The 16,571-nt window shown below is 50.1% G+C and carries 19 protein-coding genes and 1 pseudogene; 7 read left to right on the top strand and 13 right to left on the bottom strand.

Annotated elements, in window-relative coordinates; all coding sequences use genetic code 11:
• Window positions 1–64: 64 nt before the first annotated feature.
• Together aroG and VPR01S_RS14895 are read right to left on the bottom strand one after the other, a co-directional pair.
• Window positions 65–1,117: a 3-deoxy-7-phosphoheptulonate synthase AroG gene (gene aroG / locus VPR01S_RS14890; protein WP_021706180.1), complete on the bottom strand. Its 1,053-nt coding sequence runs from the start codon at window positions 1,115–1,117 to the stop codon at window positions 65–67.
• 475 nt (window positions 1,118–1,592) lie between these two features.
• Window positions 1,593–2,054: a hypothetical protein gene (locus VPR01S_RS14895; protein WP_021706181.1), complete on the bottom strand. Its 462-nt coding sequence runs from the start codon at window positions 2,052–2,054 to the stop codon at window positions 1,593–1,595.
• 223 nt (window positions 2,055–2,277) lie between these two features.
• On the opposite strand from VPR01S_RS14895, the gene VPR01S_RS22685 reads away from it, so the two are divergent.
• Window positions 2,278–2,415, top strand: a complete 138-nt coding sequence (locus VPR01S_RS22685) for a hypothetical protein (protein WP_021706182.1) — start codon at window positions 2,278–2,280, stop codon at window positions 2,413–2,415.
• A pseudogene (locus tag VPR01S_RS23075) lies at window positions 2,397–2,564 on the top strand (amino acid ABC transporter permease); the annotation flags it as partial. The gene VPR01S_RS22685 and the pseudogene VPR01S_RS23075, both read left to right, overlap by 19 nt.
• Here VPR01S_RS23075 and cyoE read toward each other — a convergent pair.
• From cyoE to VPR01S_RS14915, 4 genes are read right to left on the bottom strand one after another with little or no spacing between them, the layout of a single operon-like run.
• Entirely contained in the window at window positions 2,553–3,458 is a 906-nt protein-coding gene (cyoE, locus tag VPR01S_RS14900) for a heme o synthase (protein WP_021706184.1), read from the bottom strand. The pseudogene VPR01S_RS23075 and the gene cyoE overlap by 12 nt on opposite strands.
• Entirely contained in the window at window positions 3,455–4,471 is a 1,017-nt protein-coding gene (locus tag VPR01S_RS14905; RefSeq protein ID WP_021706185.1) for a COX15/CtaA family protein, read from the bottom strand. Before VPR01S_RS14905 ends, cyoE begins: the two co-directional genes overlap by 4 nt.
• A 23-nt stretch (window positions 4,472–4,494) precedes the next feature.
• A complete protein-coding gene (locus VPR01S_RS14910) occupies window positions 4,495–5,040 on the bottom strand; it encodes a redox-active disulfide-containing membrane protein (protein ID WP_021706186.1) in 546 nt (181 codons plus the stop codon).
• A complete protein-coding gene (locus tag VPR01S_RS14915) occupies window positions 5,037–5,705 on the bottom strand; it encodes an SURF1 family protein (protein ID WP_345604493.1) in 669 nt (222 codons plus the stop codon). Before VPR01S_RS14915 ends, VPR01S_RS14910 begins: the two co-directional genes overlap by 4 nt.
• Before the next feature lie 67 nt (window positions 5,706–5,772).
• Here VPR01S_RS14915 and VPR01S_RS14920 point away from each other — a divergent pair, with 67 nt between their 5' ends.
• Window positions 5,773–5,994, top strand: a complete 222-nt coding sequence (locus tag VPR01S_RS14920) for a DUF2909 family protein (protein WP_021706188.1) — start codon at window positions 5,773–5,775, stop codon at window positions 5,992–5,994.
• Here the strand turns inward: VPR01S_RS14920 and VPR01S_RS14925 are convergent.
• Genes VPR01S_RS14925 through coxB form a run of 4 tightly spaced genes read right to left on the bottom strand, consistent with a single transcriptional unit; the run spans window position 5,991 to window position 10,292 of the window.
• A complete protein-coding gene (locus VPR01S_RS14925) occupies window positions 5,991–6,875 on the bottom strand; it encodes a cytochrome c oxidase subunit 3 (protein WP_021706189.1) in 885 nt (294 codons plus the stop codon). The two genes, VPR01S_RS14920 and VPR01S_RS14925, sit on opposite strands and share 4 nt — an antisense overlap.
• Window positions 6,872–7,471 carry a cytochrome c oxidase assembly protein gene (locus tag VPR01S_RS14930; RefSeq protein ID WP_021706190.1) on the bottom strand — a complete coding sequence of 200 codons (600 nt, stop codon included), beginning with the start codon at window positions 7,469–7,471 and terminating at the stop codon, window positions 6,872–6,874. The genes VPR01S_RS14925 and VPR01S_RS14930 overlap by 4 nt, the downstream gene beginning before the upstream one ends.
• A gap of 14 nt (window positions 7,472–7,485) precedes the next feature.
• Entirely contained in the window at window positions 7,486–9,129 is a 1,644-nt protein-coding gene (gene ctaD / locus VPR01S_RS14935) for a cytochrome c oxidase subunit I (protein ID WP_021706191.1), read from the bottom strand.
• A complete protein-coding gene (gene coxB / locus VPR01S_RS14940) occupies window positions 9,126–10,292 on the bottom strand; it encodes a cytochrome c oxidase subunit II (protein ID WP_021706192.1) in 1,167 nt (388 codons plus the stop codon). Before coxB ends, ctaD begins: the two co-directional genes overlap by 4 nt.
• A 295-nt stretch (window positions 10,293–10,587) precedes the next feature.
• On the opposite strand from coxB, the gene VPR01S_RS14945 reads away from it, so the two are divergent.
• A complete protein-coding gene (locus VPR01S_RS14945) occupies window positions 10,588–12,291 on the top strand; it encodes a phospho-sugar mutase (protein WP_021706193.1) in 1,704 nt (567 codons plus the stop codon).
• Between the two features lie 53 nt (window positions 12,292–12,344).
• On the opposite strand, the gene VPR01S_RS14950 is transcribed toward VPR01S_RS14945, so the two are convergent.
• Window positions 12,345–12,764 carry a GNAT family N-acetyltransferase gene (locus tag VPR01S_RS14950; RefSeq protein ID WP_021706194.1) on the bottom strand — a complete coding sequence of 140 codons (420 nt, stop codon included), beginning with the start codon at window positions 12,762–12,764 and terminating at the stop codon, window positions 12,345–12,347.
• 74 nt (window positions 12,765–12,838) lie between these two features.
• On the bottom strand, window positions 12,839–13,471 hold the full coding sequence (locus VPR01S_RS14955; RefSeq protein ID WP_021706195.1) for a LysE family translocator: 633 nt from the start codon (window positions 13,469–13,471) through the stop codon (window positions 12,839–12,841).
• A 212-nt stretch (window positions 13,472–13,683) separates the two neighbouring features.
• On the opposite strand from VPR01S_RS14955, the gene VPR01S_RS14960 reads away from it, so the two are divergent.
• The 3 genes from VPR01S_RS14960 (at window position 13,684) to VPR01S_RS14970 (ending at window position 15,660) form a co-directional block, all read left to right on the top strand.
• Window positions 13,684–14,529 (top strand): AraC family transcriptional regulator, encoded by an 846-nt coding sequence (locus VPR01S_RS14960; RefSeq protein ID WP_021706196.1) that lies wholly within the window; start codon window positions 13,684–13,686, stop codon window positions 14,527–14,529.
• Between the two features lie 85 nt (window positions 14,530–14,614).
• Window positions 14,615–15,334, top strand: coding sequence for an AzlC family ABC transporter permease (locus VPR01S_RS14965; protein ID WP_021706197.1), 720 nt, complete (start codon window positions 14,615–14,617; stop codon window positions 15,332–15,334).
• Window positions 15,335–15,336: 2 nt separating this feature from the next.
• Window positions 15,337–15,660, top strand: coding sequence for an AzlD domain-containing protein (locus VPR01S_RS14970; protein WP_021706198.1), 324 nt, complete (start codon window positions 15,337–15,339; stop codon window positions 15,658–15,660).
• Window positions 15,661–15,866: 206 nt separating this feature from the next.
• Here VPR01S_RS14970 and VPR01S_RS14975 read toward each other — a convergent pair whose 3' ends face one another.
• A complete protein-coding gene (locus tag VPR01S_RS14975; protein ID WP_021706199.1) occupies window positions 15,867–16,481 on the bottom strand; it encodes a fumarylacetoacetate hydrolase family protein in 615 nt (204 codons plus the stop codon).
• Window positions 16,482–16,571 lie beyond the last annotated feature (90 nt).

Below are 16,571 nucleotides of genomic sequence, written 5' to 3' on the forward strand. Positions count from 1 at the left end.
AATGCAAAAGAGGCCCGATTGAATCGGGCCTCTTTTTACTTTGGATTGTATGGCGGTTGAGTGATTAAGCGTTGCGACGTGCGGTCACAGCATCTGCCAATTGGCGCAAGACTTTCTCCGTGTCTTCCCAACCAATACACGCATCGGTGATCGACTGCCCATACGTGGATGCTTTTCCATCCATCAAATCCTGACGCCCCTCGACTAAATGTGATTCAATCATCACGCCGAAAATAGCCTCTTCACCCGCTGCCATTTGCGCACTGACGTCTTCCGCGACATTCATCTGACGCTGATATTGTTTTGAACTGTTCGCATGGCTGAAATCAATCATCACTTTTTGTGGCAGACCTGACGCCTGCAATTCACTCTTGATGGCTTGGACGTGCTCAGCACTGTAATTTGGCTCTTTACCACCACGCAGAATAATATGGCAATCCGGGTTGCCCGCGGTTTCAACAATCGCAGAATGGCCGTACTTAGTGACAGAAAGAAAATGGTGAGAAGCGCCGGCAGAACGGATCGCGTCAGAGGCGATCTTGATGTTACCGTCGGTGCCATTTTTAAAGCCCACCGGACAGGACAGACCCGATGCCAACTCACGGTGCACCTGAGATTCCGTTGTACGCGCACCAATGGCACCCCAACTAATCAAATCTGCCACGTATTGCGGTGTGATCATATCCAGAAACTCGCTTGCCGTTGGCATGCCCATATCGGTCAGATCCAAAAGCAGCTTGCGTCCCATCCGTAGGCCGTCGTTAATTTTAAACGTATCATTCAGGTACGGGTCATTGATCAGGCCTTTCCAACCCACGGTGGTACGAGGCTTTTCAAAATAGACGCGCATCACCACTTCCAAACGGTCCCCGAGTTCATCACGCAGCGTTTTCAGGCGCTTACCGTATTCAATCGCCGCTTGCGGATCGTGAATAGAACAAGGCCCAATGATGACTAACAGACGGTCATCATCGCCTTTCAAAATTTTTGCAATCGCTTCTCGGGATTGAAACGTGGTCGAAGCAGCAGTCTCTGTCGCAGGAAACTTCTCTAAAACCGCAACTGGCGGCAATAATTCTTTAACTCGGTTAATTCGTACATCATCAGTTTGGAACATGCTTACTTCTTCCTATATTGCGGTGGTTGAACTCATTTGCATTAAAGTTGATGCATAATTGTTCAACTCTGATTATTCCTCTTCCCTGTAACTTATCCATTAAAAACCAGACTCGCAACCATTATTTTAAAAGAAAGGCAATATAACCAAATCATTTACACAAACAAGTTGATGTAAAAATTAATATACATCAAAGAAAAGGCTTTAAAATACCGAAAAAGGTTACGAATAGACTCTAAAAATTGCAAAAACACCTATTTCACCATCACTCTTTTCAGGTGTTTATCAACGTAAAAATTATTGAGAGTACGCAGTACTATACATACTTAAGTCACAAAACGGCTGCGGATGAGCACGCGAACCTGGTCAAAAATCACGCAGACCGACACTCGAGAAAGAAGGAGTAGAAAGTGGGAAGTAACGAGGCTTGGGCAGGAAATCCCGTCTTTCCCGCCCAATTGACAATAATGGTGGCTTACTGATTGATAATAAACACCATCGAATCCCCCATGACAGCACGAATCGCACTGTCTGCCTCCTCCTGTGACATGGTGCGTTGCATTTCCCGTTGCAGGTGATTGAGGCTCTGGCGAGTACCGTTGCTGGTTTCCGGTGACAGCGCGCTGCCAATAAACATACGGATTACCATCAAAAAACGTTTTTCCATTAACGCCTGTTGCCAGGAGTCAATAAACGCGTCTTTGTTTGCAAAATTGAGTTTTTCGATCATGAGCGGCAAGACTTTGTCCTGAAGCGCGGTACTAAAATGCGCCCGGGTCGGGTAATAGCCTTGCAACGTCGATTTTCTCACATCCAACTCTGTGCTGAGTCGTTCATAAGTAATGTATTCCCAGCCTTCATTGATAAAGATGTTGAAAATCACCGCGTCATAGATACGCTTTTTGCGCTCTTTTTCTACTGCGCTGATGCGTGCCATAGGGTTACCTTTTGTAATAATTGTTCAATAACTATCCAGAACAAACATGTTTACCACAATCCGGCGCTGTTATCAGATCCGGATGGTAAAACCTGATTCACCAACAAAATATCGCTTAGGATCTGGTTGATTTTCGAGACCTGACCAAGTTCTTTGTGGCGGATAGAGTAAAATATCTCTCTGATATTATTAAGGTAACTGAGTTCATATCCAGAAGAAGAGAATGGCCAACGTAAATGCCATTGAGTTCGATAACGTCGATAAGTGGTATCAGGATTATCAGACACTGAAATCCATCAATCTGAGTGTCCGCGCCGGAGAAATTCCGGTGGTCTGTGAGCCATCTGGTTCCAGAAAATGACCTTTGTCGACACAGACATCACCAACTCTTCAGGCCTGATTTTCGAAATATGGCTGATCGCCGGTGCGGCTTATCTGGCCTTGTGCCAGGGGTTATCCCTGATGTTCCGGCGCCTCGAGCGAAGGCGCCTAAATCACCTAAAACGCTAAATAGTGGTCAGCCAGCAACGCCACAAATAACACCATCAGATGATAAATCGAAAATTTAAATGTCGTGATGGCGGAATCACTTTGCGGCGCATATTTCAGTGTCCAGGCAGAATGAATAAAACCAGCGCTGAGGATTGTCGATACACCCAGGTAAAGTGTACCACTCATGCCGACCAACACAGGCAACAAACAAATCAACGCCAGCAAAATCGTGTAGAGCAAAATGGATGTTTTCGTGTAGTCTTCACCGTGGGTGACCGGCAACATGGGTATATCCGCTTTGGCGTAGTCCTCTTTACGGTGAATCGCTAGTGCCCAAAAATGGGGGGGCGTCCAGATAAAGATGATCATTACCAATAACCAAGCGTGAGCATGCAGCTCCCCGGTAACGGCGGTCCACCCCAGAAGTGGCGGCATAGCTCCAGCGATCCCGGCGATAACGATGTTTTGTGGTGTCGCTCGTTTCAGATACATGGTGTACACCACCGCATACCCGAGCAAACTGGCCAATGTCAGCCAGGCCGTGAGCGCATTCACACCCCAGAATAAAATAGCAAATCCTACCAGACCGATGGCCGTTGCAAACATAAACACTCGAGACGCCTGAATGTCACCGGAGGGTAACGGGCGTTGATAAGTGCGCGCCATAATGGCGTCGATTCGTCTATCAATAAGGTGGTTCAACGCTGCCGCTGAACCAGCCATCAGCGCGATGCCACTGAGTCCCAATACCGCTGGCCACAAGGGTAGCGGTCCAGACACCGCCAAACACATACCAACCAGTGCCGTTAACAACATCAGTGCCACCACTTTGGGCTTGGTTAGTGTCAGATAGGTTCGCCACCCGGAACGCGCCTGGAAAGCGCTTTGAGAAACAGAAATAGACTTGCTCATTGAATGCTCTCCTTATTCAGAACTGGGACTAAATCGGGTTGTCGCAACAGATAGTTGGTATGCAACACCATCACCAATAGCACCGCGGCTCCCAAATTGTGGGCGACCGCGTTCAGAAGTGGCAGGCTAAACATCACGTTACTCACCCCCAGCAATATTTGCATCGCCAGGACCAGACTCAACCGAATCGCTGCGGTTCGTAATTGGCCACTAGGGTGACGAAAACAGTGATACGCCAAAGTAAGAACCATCAACATGGTCAGGAGAGCGCCGATACGATGCGTCACATGAATCGTCATTCTGGCTCCATACTCCAATACACCGAACTCGTAACTGTCATGACCAAAGTGCACGGGCGTAAACGCAGTGCGAAAGTCCAGATGCTGTAGCCAGTTGCCTTCACAAATGGGTAAGTCTGTGCACATCAGCGCAGCGTAATTCGAGGACGTCCAGCCACCAATAGCGATTTGTCCGACGACAACCAGCAAGGTCCCTAAGGCCAGAAAGCGCAGAGAAGACGACGCTGCTACAGGGCTGTCGCGGTGTATCGACTGAGTGAGTAACCAATGCAGAAAAGACAACGCGCATAACAACGTAAAACCGCCCAGCAGATGCCCCATGACCACGAGTGGCATCAGTTTCAGCGTCACCGTCCACATGCCGAGCAAGGCCTGAAAAACAACCAACACAGAGATCATTACCGGTAAGGTTTTAGGAATGGATTTTTCACGCAGGGACAGCGCCGTGATCAAAAACACCACTATGCCCAACGTACCGGCAAAATAACGATGAATCATCTCCAACCAGGCTTTTGGCGCATCCACCGTCAATCCGGGAAACAACTGATCCGCCCGCATCAACTGCTGTGTAGAACTCGGGACCGTCATGTGCCCGTAGCATCCAGGCCAGTCTGGGCACCCCAAACCGGCATCAGCCAGACGGGTGTATGCCCCCAGCATTATAACGCACACGGTCAGCAGCAAACTGAATCGAACCAGATAGATAACCTTCATACATGCTCCCTGCAATCAAAGGCTTACCCTACTCGGGACAACTTAAGCAATTTTCTTAAATCAGCCAGCAAATCCTTGCTCTGGGCAGCCAGCTCTGAGGCATTCCCAACTTTAGGGTACCGCATGACCAATGTTCCTAACGGGTCTACGATAACCACCTCAAACTCACTGATCTGTTCCACAAAAGCCTGACTGACCTCAATGGGATTAAAATCGTAGTCACCGAGAACGCGATTGTCACTGTGCGGCGTCATTAGCACCACGGGCGTCACCCGTTGCTGGTATTTGCCCAGAGCCACATGACTCTGCCTCAGCAGGTACAGTTGACGGTGACAAAAGTCATCACATTGTTCAGGAACCACGTACGCCAATTGCCAGCTCTGGTTGAGCAGCGGATTCACTAATCCGAGTGACTGATAGCTCACCGACGGTTCAATCAACTGTCCTTTGTTCGTCACACCGGATTGATACCAATGATTGACCAGGACGGTTTTTGCCAATAAAGCGGGTAAAGCAAACATAAAGACCAGCGACAGCAGAATCAGGCGTCCTTTCCATTTACGATTCATTCTTCACTCCTTGTCTTGTTGTTTTTCAGCGTTTTCATCAATATCCAACCACTGAGAACCAAGAGCGCAAGCGCCATCGAGAACCATTGCAGCGCGTAACCGTAATGTTTGGTTGAACTCAGTGGCACAGGCCGCCACGGCTGCGCGTAAGGCCAGTTTTGAACCGTGGGTTGCAATACATACGGCTCTAGGGTTATCTCAAACCATGTTGAAAGTGCATCGATGTCGAGACTCTGAATCCGAATCGGGTTGGTCTCTTCCAGTCCCAAGTCCGCACTGAGTGGGTTCATCGAGCGCTGATACAAACGCCCCTGCAATGTTTTCGGCTCTGTCAGCCAGTCTACTTCCGGCAGGACTTGCCTCGTTCCAGTTGAAGGAACAAAACCTCGCTCAAGCAAGAGGGCTTGCTTGCCAGAGGTCATCACCTGATATGCCAGATAGCCGACTTTGCCCTCAAAAGTCTGGTTATCCAGCAACACATACGCGCCAGGTACGGGGCTAAATTGCCCGCTGACTTTCAGACCGGTTACATCATCACCAACTGAAACCGACGAAATAGATCGTTCAGGCTGTGTTTGTCTGGCTGCCAGAGTGTGCTCTAGTTCTGATTTTTGCTCTCCCCGTGAGAGTTGCCAGAGCCCCAGTTTGACCAGAATCGAAAACACAACCACAGTTAGTACGGCGGCGAACCAAAAGCGGCCAGACTTCCATACATTGCTACTAGGAGCTGAAATGATATTGGCATTCAAAGTCTTACTGGTCCTACTCTTACTGTTCATCATTTTCAACCTGGCTCGCGCGCTGGTACAGATGGTTCGCTCTCCGGATGACGACAATGCCCGCCCTATGAGTCACTATTTGGGTCGCCGGGTTCTGCTGTCCGCTGTGGTAGTCGTATTACTCATTATTGCTCTGCTTGGAGGCTGGCTGGAACCCAATCCTCGTCCTTACTAAAGCACATACACAAAGACAAACAGGCATAGCCACACTACATCCACAAAGTGCCAGTACCAGCTCCCCGCCTGAAATGCGAAATGGTTTTTGGGGGTAAAGTGGTCATTGGCAATTCTGGCCAGCAATACGATCAGAAAAATCGTCCCCAAACACACATGCAAGCCATGAAAGCCAGTGAGCATAAAAAAGGTATTGCCATAAATGCCAGACTGCAGGGTAAGCCCCATTTCCTGATACGCATGCGCATACTCCACACTCTGGTAGTACAGGAAGAAACCGGCCAGAACGATGGTGATCTCCAGCCACACAATCAGCGCCATGCGTTTGTTTTTTTCCAGGCTGATGTGTGCCATCTGCAACGTAATTGACGACATTAGTAAGATGACCGTATTGAACAGCGGAATACCTTGCCAGGGCATGGCTTCGGTAGTCTCTCCGCCCGGTGTCTGCGTTAACGGCCAGAGCGCCTCAAATGTCGGCCACAACACTTCATTGGTCATGATGTTGTTGCCCGCGCCACCTAACCAAGGAACCGAAATGATGCGAGCATAAAAAAGAGCACCGAAAAATGCGCCAAAAAACATCACTTCAGAGAAAATAAACCAACTCATCCCCTGACGAAACGAGCGCGTGATCTGCTCTGAATACAATCCGGACATGGACTCCATGATCACACTGCGGAACCATCCGGCGAGAATGTAGAGTAAGGCGATAAAACCGATCAGTAATACCACTTTACCAAACACACCCGCATGCCCTTCTGCGCCTAAACTCTGTACCGTTAGTCCGGCCCCGAGCGCCACCAGAAACAGTGCCAGGGCGCCAACAATGGGCCAGCTGCTTTGCGCCGGAACGTAGTAACTCTGATGTTTTGAGCTCATTGTGTCGCTCCTTGATTCTCAGTACGGCGCGCGGCATCGGTCGATACCTGCACCACATCCGTTGATTTCGCTGTGATGTCATAAAGGGTGTAAGAGAGCGTCAAAGTATGGATCGATTCCGGAATGTCCGGCTCGATGTAAAAGATCAGTGGCATCTCTGCATACCCGTTGCCATCAAGCGGCTGCTGATTGAAACAAAAACACTCGATTTTATTGAAGTAAGTTGCCCCTAACCCCGGAGAAACAGAGGGTACCGCCTGACCGACAATTTTGTGTCCGGACAAGTTTTTGGCCAGATACGCGGTCTGAATCACCTGACCGGGATGGACGTTCAGTGATGTCTTCTCGGGTTTAAAACTCCAGGGCATGTCATGACTGATGTGCGCCATAAATTCCACCCGGATGGTCCGCGACTCATCGGGCACCATTCCCTGTGGCTGAATGGCTGAGACGGTATTGGTTTTGCCATTGATACCCAACTGCTCACACATCACGTCATACAGCGGCACAAGAGCAAACCCAAACCCAAACATGGCCACAACCGCAACCAGCAGTTTCAGGGTCAGCTTTTTGTTCTTGCCGTGAGAATCGTCCATGGTGCCCCCTTGCTTCAGTCCACCTTAGGCGGAGTAGAGAACGTGTGGTGCGGCGCTGGGCTAGGAACCGTCCACTCCAATCCCTCTGCACGTTCCCAAGGCTTGGCTTCCGCTTGTTCTCCCTCTCTGATGCACTTAATCACCACCCAGAGAAAAATCAGCTGCGACAGGCCAAAAGCAAAACCGCCAATCGAGACAATCTGGTTCACGTCTGCAAATTGGATGGCATAATCCGGGATCCGCCGGGGCATGCCAGCCAACCCCAGGAAGTGCATCGGGAAAAACAACACGTTGACGGAAATCACCGAACACCAAAAATGCCAGCGACTGAGGGTTTGGTCATACATGTGCCCCGTCCACTTCGGTAGCCAGTAATACGCAGCCGCCATGATGGAGAAGACGGCGCCGGACACCAGTACATAATGGAAATGAGCAACCACGAAATAGGTGTCGTGATACTGAAAATCGGCCGGTACGATCGCCAACATCAGGCCGGAAAAACCACCGATGGTGAACAGGACAATGAATGCGATGGCAAACAGCATCGGCGTTTCAAACGTCATCGCCCCCCGCCACATGGTCGCCACCCAGTTAAACACTTTGACCCCGGTCGGAACCGCGATCAACATGGTGCAATACATGAAGAACAACTCAGCGAAAACTGGCATGCCCGTGGTGAACATGTGATGCGCCCAAACCAGAAATGACAACAACGCGATACTGCAAGTGGCATAGACCATCGAATGATAACCAAACAACTTCTTACCACTAAACGCAGGTACAATGGCGGAAATGATGCCAAATGACGGTAGGATCATGATGTACACTTCCGGATGCCCAAAGAACCAGAAAATGTGCTGGAACATCACCGGATCTCCGCCACCAGCGGCGTCAAAAAAGCTGGTGCCAAAATATTTATCGGTCAACACCATGGTCACGGCTCCCGCCAGCACCGGCATCACGGCAATCAACAAAAACGCTGTGATCAACCAGGTCCAGACAAACATGGGCATTTTGAACCAGGTCATCCCAGGGGCACGCATATTGATGATGGTGACGATGACATTGATCGCCCCCATGATCGAACTGATCCCCATGATGTGGACAGAAAACACAAACAAGGCGGTGCTATCGGGCCCGTAGGTGGTCGAGAGCGGAGCGTAAAACGTCCAGCCAAAATTCGGCCCGCCACCCGGCATAAACAAGGACGATAACAAAATCAGAAAAGCGAAAGGCAGAATCCAGAAACTCAGGTTGTTCATCCTTGGTAACGCCATGTCCGGCGCACCAATCATCAGTGGAATCATCCAGTTTGCCAGACCGGTAAAAGCAGGCATCACCGCACCAAACACCATAATCAAACCATGCACGGTTGTCATTTGGTTAAAAAATTCGGGTTCAACCAACTGCAATCCCGGCTGGAACAGCTCCGCCCGGATCACCATCGCCATCGCACCACCGATCAAGAACATGGCAAAACTGAACCACAGATAAAGCGTTCCGATGTCTTTGTGGTTGGTGGAGTAGATCCAGCGGGCAATCCCACTCGGCGCAGCATGATGATCTGGTTCATCAATCGCGATGGTTGAATTGGACCGACTCAGTTCAGCATCCGCAACTGGCGCCGATTTTGCGTTTGTGTCAGTGGACGTATTCATTGCCCCTCCTTAGACTCCTGGCCCTGCATTTTGAATGCATTGACGTCAGAGGCTTGAACCACATCGCCGGTATCGTTGCCCCATGCATTACGCTGATATGTCACCACTGCCGCGATTTCCTTGTCGGTCAGCTGATTGGCAAATGCCTGCATTGCTGTACCCGGTCGACCATGGACAATGGTATCCAGATGCACATCCAGATCGCCGGTAGCCACTTTACTGCCTTTAATCGCCGGAAATGCCCCCGGGACCCCCATTCCGTTGGCCTGATGACACACAGCGCAGCGGGCGGTGTAGACGCTTTCACCCTGTTGCATCAATTCCTCTTTTGACAGCGATGCGGTCAATGCTGATGCTGCTTCCTGCTTGGCTTGAGCCAGCTCGGCTTTCTTATCACTCAGCCACTGCTCATAATCAGCCTCTTCCATGGCTTGCACTACAATCGGCATAAAGCCATGCGCTCTACCACACAACTCGGCACATTGACCCCGGTAAACCCCGGGTTCATCGATACGTGTCCAGGCCTCATTGATAAAGCCAGGTACCGTATCTTTTTTAACGGCGAATGCCGGCACCCACCAACTGTGGATCACGTCGTCAGAAGTCAGCAGAAAACGAATTTTGCGATGAATCGGCACCACCAGCGGGTTGTCGACTTCAAGCAGGTAGTGCGCCCCTTTCTCTTCCACCCCTTCTATCGACTTTTGACTGGTCGCCAACAAGCTAAAAAATTCCACCTCTTCGTTGAAGTAGCTGTAATGCCACTTCCATTGAGAACCGGTGATTTTTATCGTCAAATCAGACTGGGAAGTATCCTCCATGGCAACGAGTGTTTTGGTCGCCGGAATCGCCATCAACACCAGAATAATGATGGGAATAACCGTCCAGACAATTTCAACCCGGGTGCTTTCATGGAAATGAGCGGCCACCGCGCCTTTCGATTTGCGGTGTTTAAAAATGGAATAGAACATCGCGCCAAACACCACGATGGCGATGGCACAGCAGATATAAAAGATGAGCATGTGCAGCTCATATACTTTGCCACTTATCTCCGTCACACCACGCGTCATGTTCAGTGAGTGTTCGGCAGACATAGCAGGAAAGGCGAAACCAACAAACAGAAAACTGGTCAGCGTCCTTGGATCGATCAGTGATCTTTTCATCAAAAGATTTCTCCTCTGTCCCCCCAGTACCTGAGAGGTACTGTTTAGGAAAACTTCCGTAGAAACAGCGAATTCGGCACAATTTGTTATATTTATGTTAATTAACGTTAGTTAACGATTATCGAATGCGCAAGAAAGTCCAAACTAAAGTGTGCAACGCCTTTAAAAGGTAATTTTTGACAATTCGCTCAATGAGATAACAAGAGTTATGATCAGTTTAGCGATTGCGCCCCCACAAATGATAATGAATATCACTTAATATTCATTTAACACATAAACAAAGGTTGGATTAACAATGGAAAAGATCACTCAGTGGCTTGAAAGAGACCCAGATCCAAGAACTCAACAAGAACTCAAAGCCCTCATTGAGGCGAATAACACTGCTGAGCTTGATGATCGTTTCAAGTCCCGTCTTGAATTTGGTACCGCAGGCTTACGTGGCAAAGTGGGTTGCGGACCAAACCGTATGAACCGCCTGGTGATTCAGGAAACTGCAACCGGTTTGGGCCACTACCTCACCGAACAGATCCCACAGGCCGCCCATCGTGGCGTAGTGATTGGTTATGACGGGCGTCCGGATTCGCAGCAATTTGCTCACGATACCGCCGCCGCACTGGCGGCTCAGGGTATTAAAGTCTACCTGACACATAAAGTCGCCCCAACGCCCGTGGTGGCATTTGGCGTGATGCATTTTGGTGCCGCTGCGGCCGTCGTAGTCACTGCCAGTCACAACCCTCCAGAATACAATGGCTTCAAAGTCTATTGGGAAAATGGAGCACAGATCATTCCCCCACACGACTCCGGTATTGCGGCCAAAATCGATCAGGCCGCCACTCAACCTCTGGCACTGATGCCTTTAGACCAAGCCGAAGCACAGGGTTTACTGGTGTGGCTAACAGACGATTACTACCAGACTTATCGCCAGGTCATGAACAACAACGAGTTGCTGGCTAACCATACGAAGCCAGACGCCATTGGTCTGGCTTACACCGCCATGCACGGTGTCGGCGCAGACATGGCAGAGACGTTGCTCAAAGATGCCGGATTTCATCAGGTTTACAGCGTTGTGGAGCAACGTGAACCAGATGGTGCATTCCCAACGGTGAATTTCCCTAATCCGGAAGAAGCAGGCGCCATGGACATGGTTATGGCACTGGCCGCAAAACATGGGGCGCAACTGGCGTGTGCCAACGACCCGGACGCAGACCGCTTCGCTGTAGCGGTACGCAAGCCGGATGGTGATTATCAAATGCTGACCGGCGATCAGGTCGGGACCTTGTTTGGCCATTACTTGTTGGCCAAAAGCCCGACTCCGGACAAACAACTGGTGGGGAATACCATCGTCTCTTCAAGCTTGCTCAGCAAAGTCGCTCAAGCGGCGGGGGCCGAGTACTACCAAACGCTAACCGGATTTAAATGGCTGACCAACGTTGCCATGCAGAAGCAGAGCGACCAACACCAGTTCCTGTTCGCTTACGAAGAAGCGCTGGGTTACACCGTCGGGAATAAAGTCTGGGATAAAGATGGCTTATCTGCGCTGGTGGCCTTTGCTCAGCTAGCGGCAGAGCTGTACAGCCAGGGTAAAACCATCTGGGATCAACTCGAGACCATTTACCGTCAGCACGGCATGTACATTAATGCGCAACGCTCCATCGCACTCGATCCTGGTGCACCTCCGGTCGGAGATAAGTTACGCGCCAATCCGCCATCAGAGATTGCAGGGATGAATGTCGAAGTCATCGAGGACTTCAAAACGTCTACCCGAACAACCATCGATGGTAAAACGCTGCCTATTGATTTGCCGGTTAGTGACGTATTGATCTACCACCTGGCAGGCGGTGCCCGAGTGGTGGTACGCCCTTCCGGTACTGAGCCTAAATTAAAATGCTACTACGAAGTGGTCGGCCAATTCACCGACAGCGATAGCTATGAGCGGGCCTATCAACGCGCCGAAGCGCAAATGAATGAACTGATTGATTTCCATCAGACATCGCTCTGAGCCAATCACCATTGGAATCAAAAAGCAGCCTTTCAGGCTGCTTTTTGCTTTTGTTAGCCAATGGCTTTCTGTAAAAAGATTTTATCCACGCCGCGAGTCGGGTAACCGGTATATCGCCCGACTTCTTCGAACCCCAGCTTGATGTAAAATTCTCTGGCCTGAAAGGTAAACGTATCCAGATACAAGTGAGTCACGCCCAGCGCTTTTGCCTCTGCTTCTGCACGCAACATGAGCTGGCGCCCGACCCCTTCACTGCGCAGACTGTCATCCACCCAAAGGAACTCAACAAACAGCGTATTGGCGTAGATTTCTCCCGTCAGGCCACCCTTTACCTCCCCGAGCTCATTGCGCGCGAAACACGCCACGGGAGTCACGTCCTGTTTGGAAAAGTGCGGACGGTTGTAACGAATGATGCCCTGGCGTACGGTCTGATAATCCGCTTCATCCGGATGTTGTACAAAATCAATGTCCATGTTTCATTACTGTCCTTCGATAAACAAAGGGCTTTTCTACCAGAAAAGCCCTTAAGTCGTCTTGCTCTGCTGCTTCAGAGTGTGAAGCCACTCAGCATCCAGAGCGCCAGCAAGATAAAGATCGCGCCCATAAACTTATGCTGATAAGTTCGAAAACGCTGATTGGACAACAACGAGCGTCCTAGTGAGCCAACCAGCGCTACCAGGACAAGATTGAACGTCAGACCGAGAACATTCAGCAGCAATCCCAATGCCAGCATTTGTTCTCCCGACGAAGCGTCAATATTGGTGGACACAAACTGAGGCAAGAACATGACGAAAAACACCAAGGCTTTAGGGTTGAGCAGATTACTGATCAGTGCACGCTGATAGAAGGTTCGGGCCATCGTGACTCCGGCGTCCAGTTCAGGCGCTGCACTTGCTTCTGCGCGCAAGCAATCCCATCCCATTTTAAGCAGATATGCTCCGCCCAGTACGTGCAACGCTTTGAGCGCAAGAGGGCTCATGGCAATCAACGTCGACACCCCAATCGCGGCCAGCAGAGTCAGGATAATTCCAGAGGTCGCGTTACCCAAGCTGGCAAACAGACCCACACGGCGGCCATAGCTCATACTGGAGCTGGCAATCAACAACATGTCGGGGCCGGGAAGCAGCAGTAAGGCGACGACGGCCGTCAGATATACTGGCAAAATGGAAAGATCGATCATAGCAATAATATTATGGAATCAGGAAAGCGCCGGATTTTATATCAGCCAAGAAAAACAATCCATTACAAACCACTCAATAAGAGCGTAAAAATAGAGCGTTTGAGATTGTTTTTTAACCTAAGCTGTCATGACGAAAAAAGCAATTTTGTACAAAACAGGCGAAACGACTTACGCTAGGCTGAGTCAGGATGTATTTAAACAACGGGCATAAGATGGCAAAGAACGCAGAGCACTTTACTGAAACCGCAAACTTTCAGTTAGCCAAAGAGCTTGGCGGCCTGGAATTACTGGATGCTAAATACAAGCATCAGAACTTTTCTCGTCACAGCCATGAAGGCTTTACGATCGGGGTGATAGAAAAAGGCGCCCAGCGCTTTTACCGGACGGGGGGCAATCACGTGGCCCCACAAGACAGCATCATCCTCGTCAACGCTGATGAAGTCCATAATGGTCACTCCGCCACCGATCATGGTTGGGAGTACAAAGCCATGTATCCATTGCCTGAACAATTCTCCGCGTTAACCGAAAATGCCTGTTCGTCTGGGCTTGGAATCCCTTACTTCCCTGAACCTGTGGTGTATGACCCCGAGATGGCACAGCAACTGCGTCTGGTGTTTGACACGCTGACACACTCTGACAACCGCTTGCTGCGAGAAACGCTGGTATACGGCTCATTGGTCAAGCTGATTTGCCGGCACGGTAAACGTAGGGTTGATGAGCCGCCCGTCAGTCGCAGTCAAAAACAACTCCTGCTGGTGAAAGAGTTTCTGGACGACTTTCCTCAGGCAGATGTGTCACTGGAAGATCTGGCAAAACTGGCCGGACTCAGCCCTTACTATCTGGTGCGGACTTTCCAGAAAGCATTTGGTTTTCCTCCGCACGCCTACCAAATCCAGTCTCGATTACGCTGCGCCCGGTCGCTGCTAAGACGTGGCCATTCGATTTCCGATGCCGCTCAGGAAGCAGGCTTTCACGATCAAAGCCATTTGCATCGCCACTTTAAAAGAGCCATGGGAATAACCCCGAAACAATATCTGACCTCCATCCGCTTACGATGATGCACCTGGCATAGCAATTTTGTGCAATCCTCACTGGATGTTTTGTGGCTAGATAACCTCATGATTTTTCAATAACGATAACGCTATGGATACCACCGTTTTGCAAACTTCTTCATCTGACTGCCCGCGTAAACTTTTCTGGCGGGGTACTGTTGCCATGATTCCACTGAGTGTGGCTGTGATTCCCTGGGGACTTCTGGCGGGTTCGTTTGCCATTGATGCCGGACTCAACGCGCTTGAAAGCCAGGCGCTATCCGCGATTCTGTTTGCGGGCTCGGCACAACTGGTCGCGACCGGTATGCTGAAAGCAGGTGCGGGCTTGGCAACCTTGTTGCTGACCACATTTTTCATCACGTCGCGTCACTTTCTTTACAGTGTATCCATGCGCCAAAAGGTCAGCCCAATGCCACTCAAATGGCGGTTGGCACTGGGTTTCCTCCTGACTGATGAACTGTTCGCTGTTTGCGGACAACAGTCTGAGAAACAATTTAACCGCTGGTATGCGCTCGGTGCCGGGTTGAGTTTTTATTTCGCCTGGAACGCAGCCACACTGGTTGGCATCATCGCGGGCAGCTACATCCCCGCACTGAATCAACTTGGCCTAGAGTTTGCCGTCGCGGCGACCTTCATTGCGTTGGTCATACCACATGTTGTCAACCTACCGGTCGTGACAGCGGTAATAGTCTCTCTGGTATTGTCTGTGATGCTGAATCACTGGCAAGTGGAAGGAGCCCTGATGATCGCCAGTATCGGAGGAATGCTGGCCGGTTATTTGTGTGAAACCTGGCGAAAGAAAGGAGTTTAACAATGGTGATCGTATCCATCCTTGCCATGACGGCACTGGTTTTTCTCAGTCGCTACCTGTTTCTGGAGCCCAAACTGCCACTCAGACTAAATCCTCAGGCACAACGTCTGCTGAGCTACTCCAGCCCGGCGGTTTTGACCGCGATTTGGGCACCGATTGTGTTTATGCCCGAACAGGACCAGTTGTGGGTGGCCGCCGACAATCCGTATATATGGGGGGCGGCACTGGCGGCCCTACTGGCCTGGAAAACGCGCAACGTATTACTCACCACGCTCATCAGCATGGCCGTCTTTCTGCTGCTGAATCTGTGGGTATTTGCCCATTAAGCGTGTCGTTTAGAGCTAACCGAAAAAGAACGTCAGCAACACGATAACGGCGGCGAGCACTACGGTGACTTTCACCAACAATCCTAAGTTTCCGCTGCCACCATTCGGTGCCTGATTACAACAACCCATAAAAAAACCTCCGCTGATAGATGTCACTCATCACGGAGGTTACGCTTTGCCCTTGGGTGAAGGTAAAGGAATTTGTTTCAGTCAGCGAGCCATTCAATTTCGATCAGCGTTTGCTCACCGCATTTTAAACGCCCGAGGAAAACATCCCCCTGATGTACTTCTCCGACTCCCTGTGGCGTCCCGGTCATCACGATGTCGCCATCATTCAGCGTCGTGTAACTTTTCAGTTCATCAAGAATCGTCAGTGGTGGGTACATCATTTGCGTCACTTTTCCGCATTGTACGCGAACACAGTTGATGAACAGTTCAAGTTGTAACGCATTGATATCCATGCCACTGAGCGGCAGGAAACGACTAAAGACCGCAGAACCATCAAAGCTTTTCGCCCGTTCCCACGGCAACCCTTTGGCTTTGAGTTTTGACTGCAATTCACGTTTGGTCAGGTCGAGGCCAAGACCCACTCCGCTATACTGACCGTTTTCAACGACAAAACAGATCTCCGCTTCGTAGTGCAGGCGCTCATCACGAAAGGAATGCAGACGCTGACTGATACAGGAATTGGCTTTGTTGAACACCACCATTTCATCTGGCACCGCATTGTTCAACTCCTGAATGTGTTCGAGGTAGTTACGGCCGATGCACAATATCTTGGACGGCGTAATGACTTTATCCTGTAAGCGAACGGATTGCATAAACTCTTCCCTGATGTGAATAAGAGAGCAGATTTTAGCCTAGTTGAAAAAATTCAGAAGTAAATCAATGAACTTCGTTGCAAAAGTAAG

Origin of the sequence: Vibrio proteolyticus NBRC 13287, from assembly GCF_000467125.1 — a bacterium.
Classification (GTDB): Bacteria; Pseudomonadota; Gammaproteobacteria; order Enterobacterales; family Vibrionaceae; genus Vibrio; species Vibrio proteolyticus.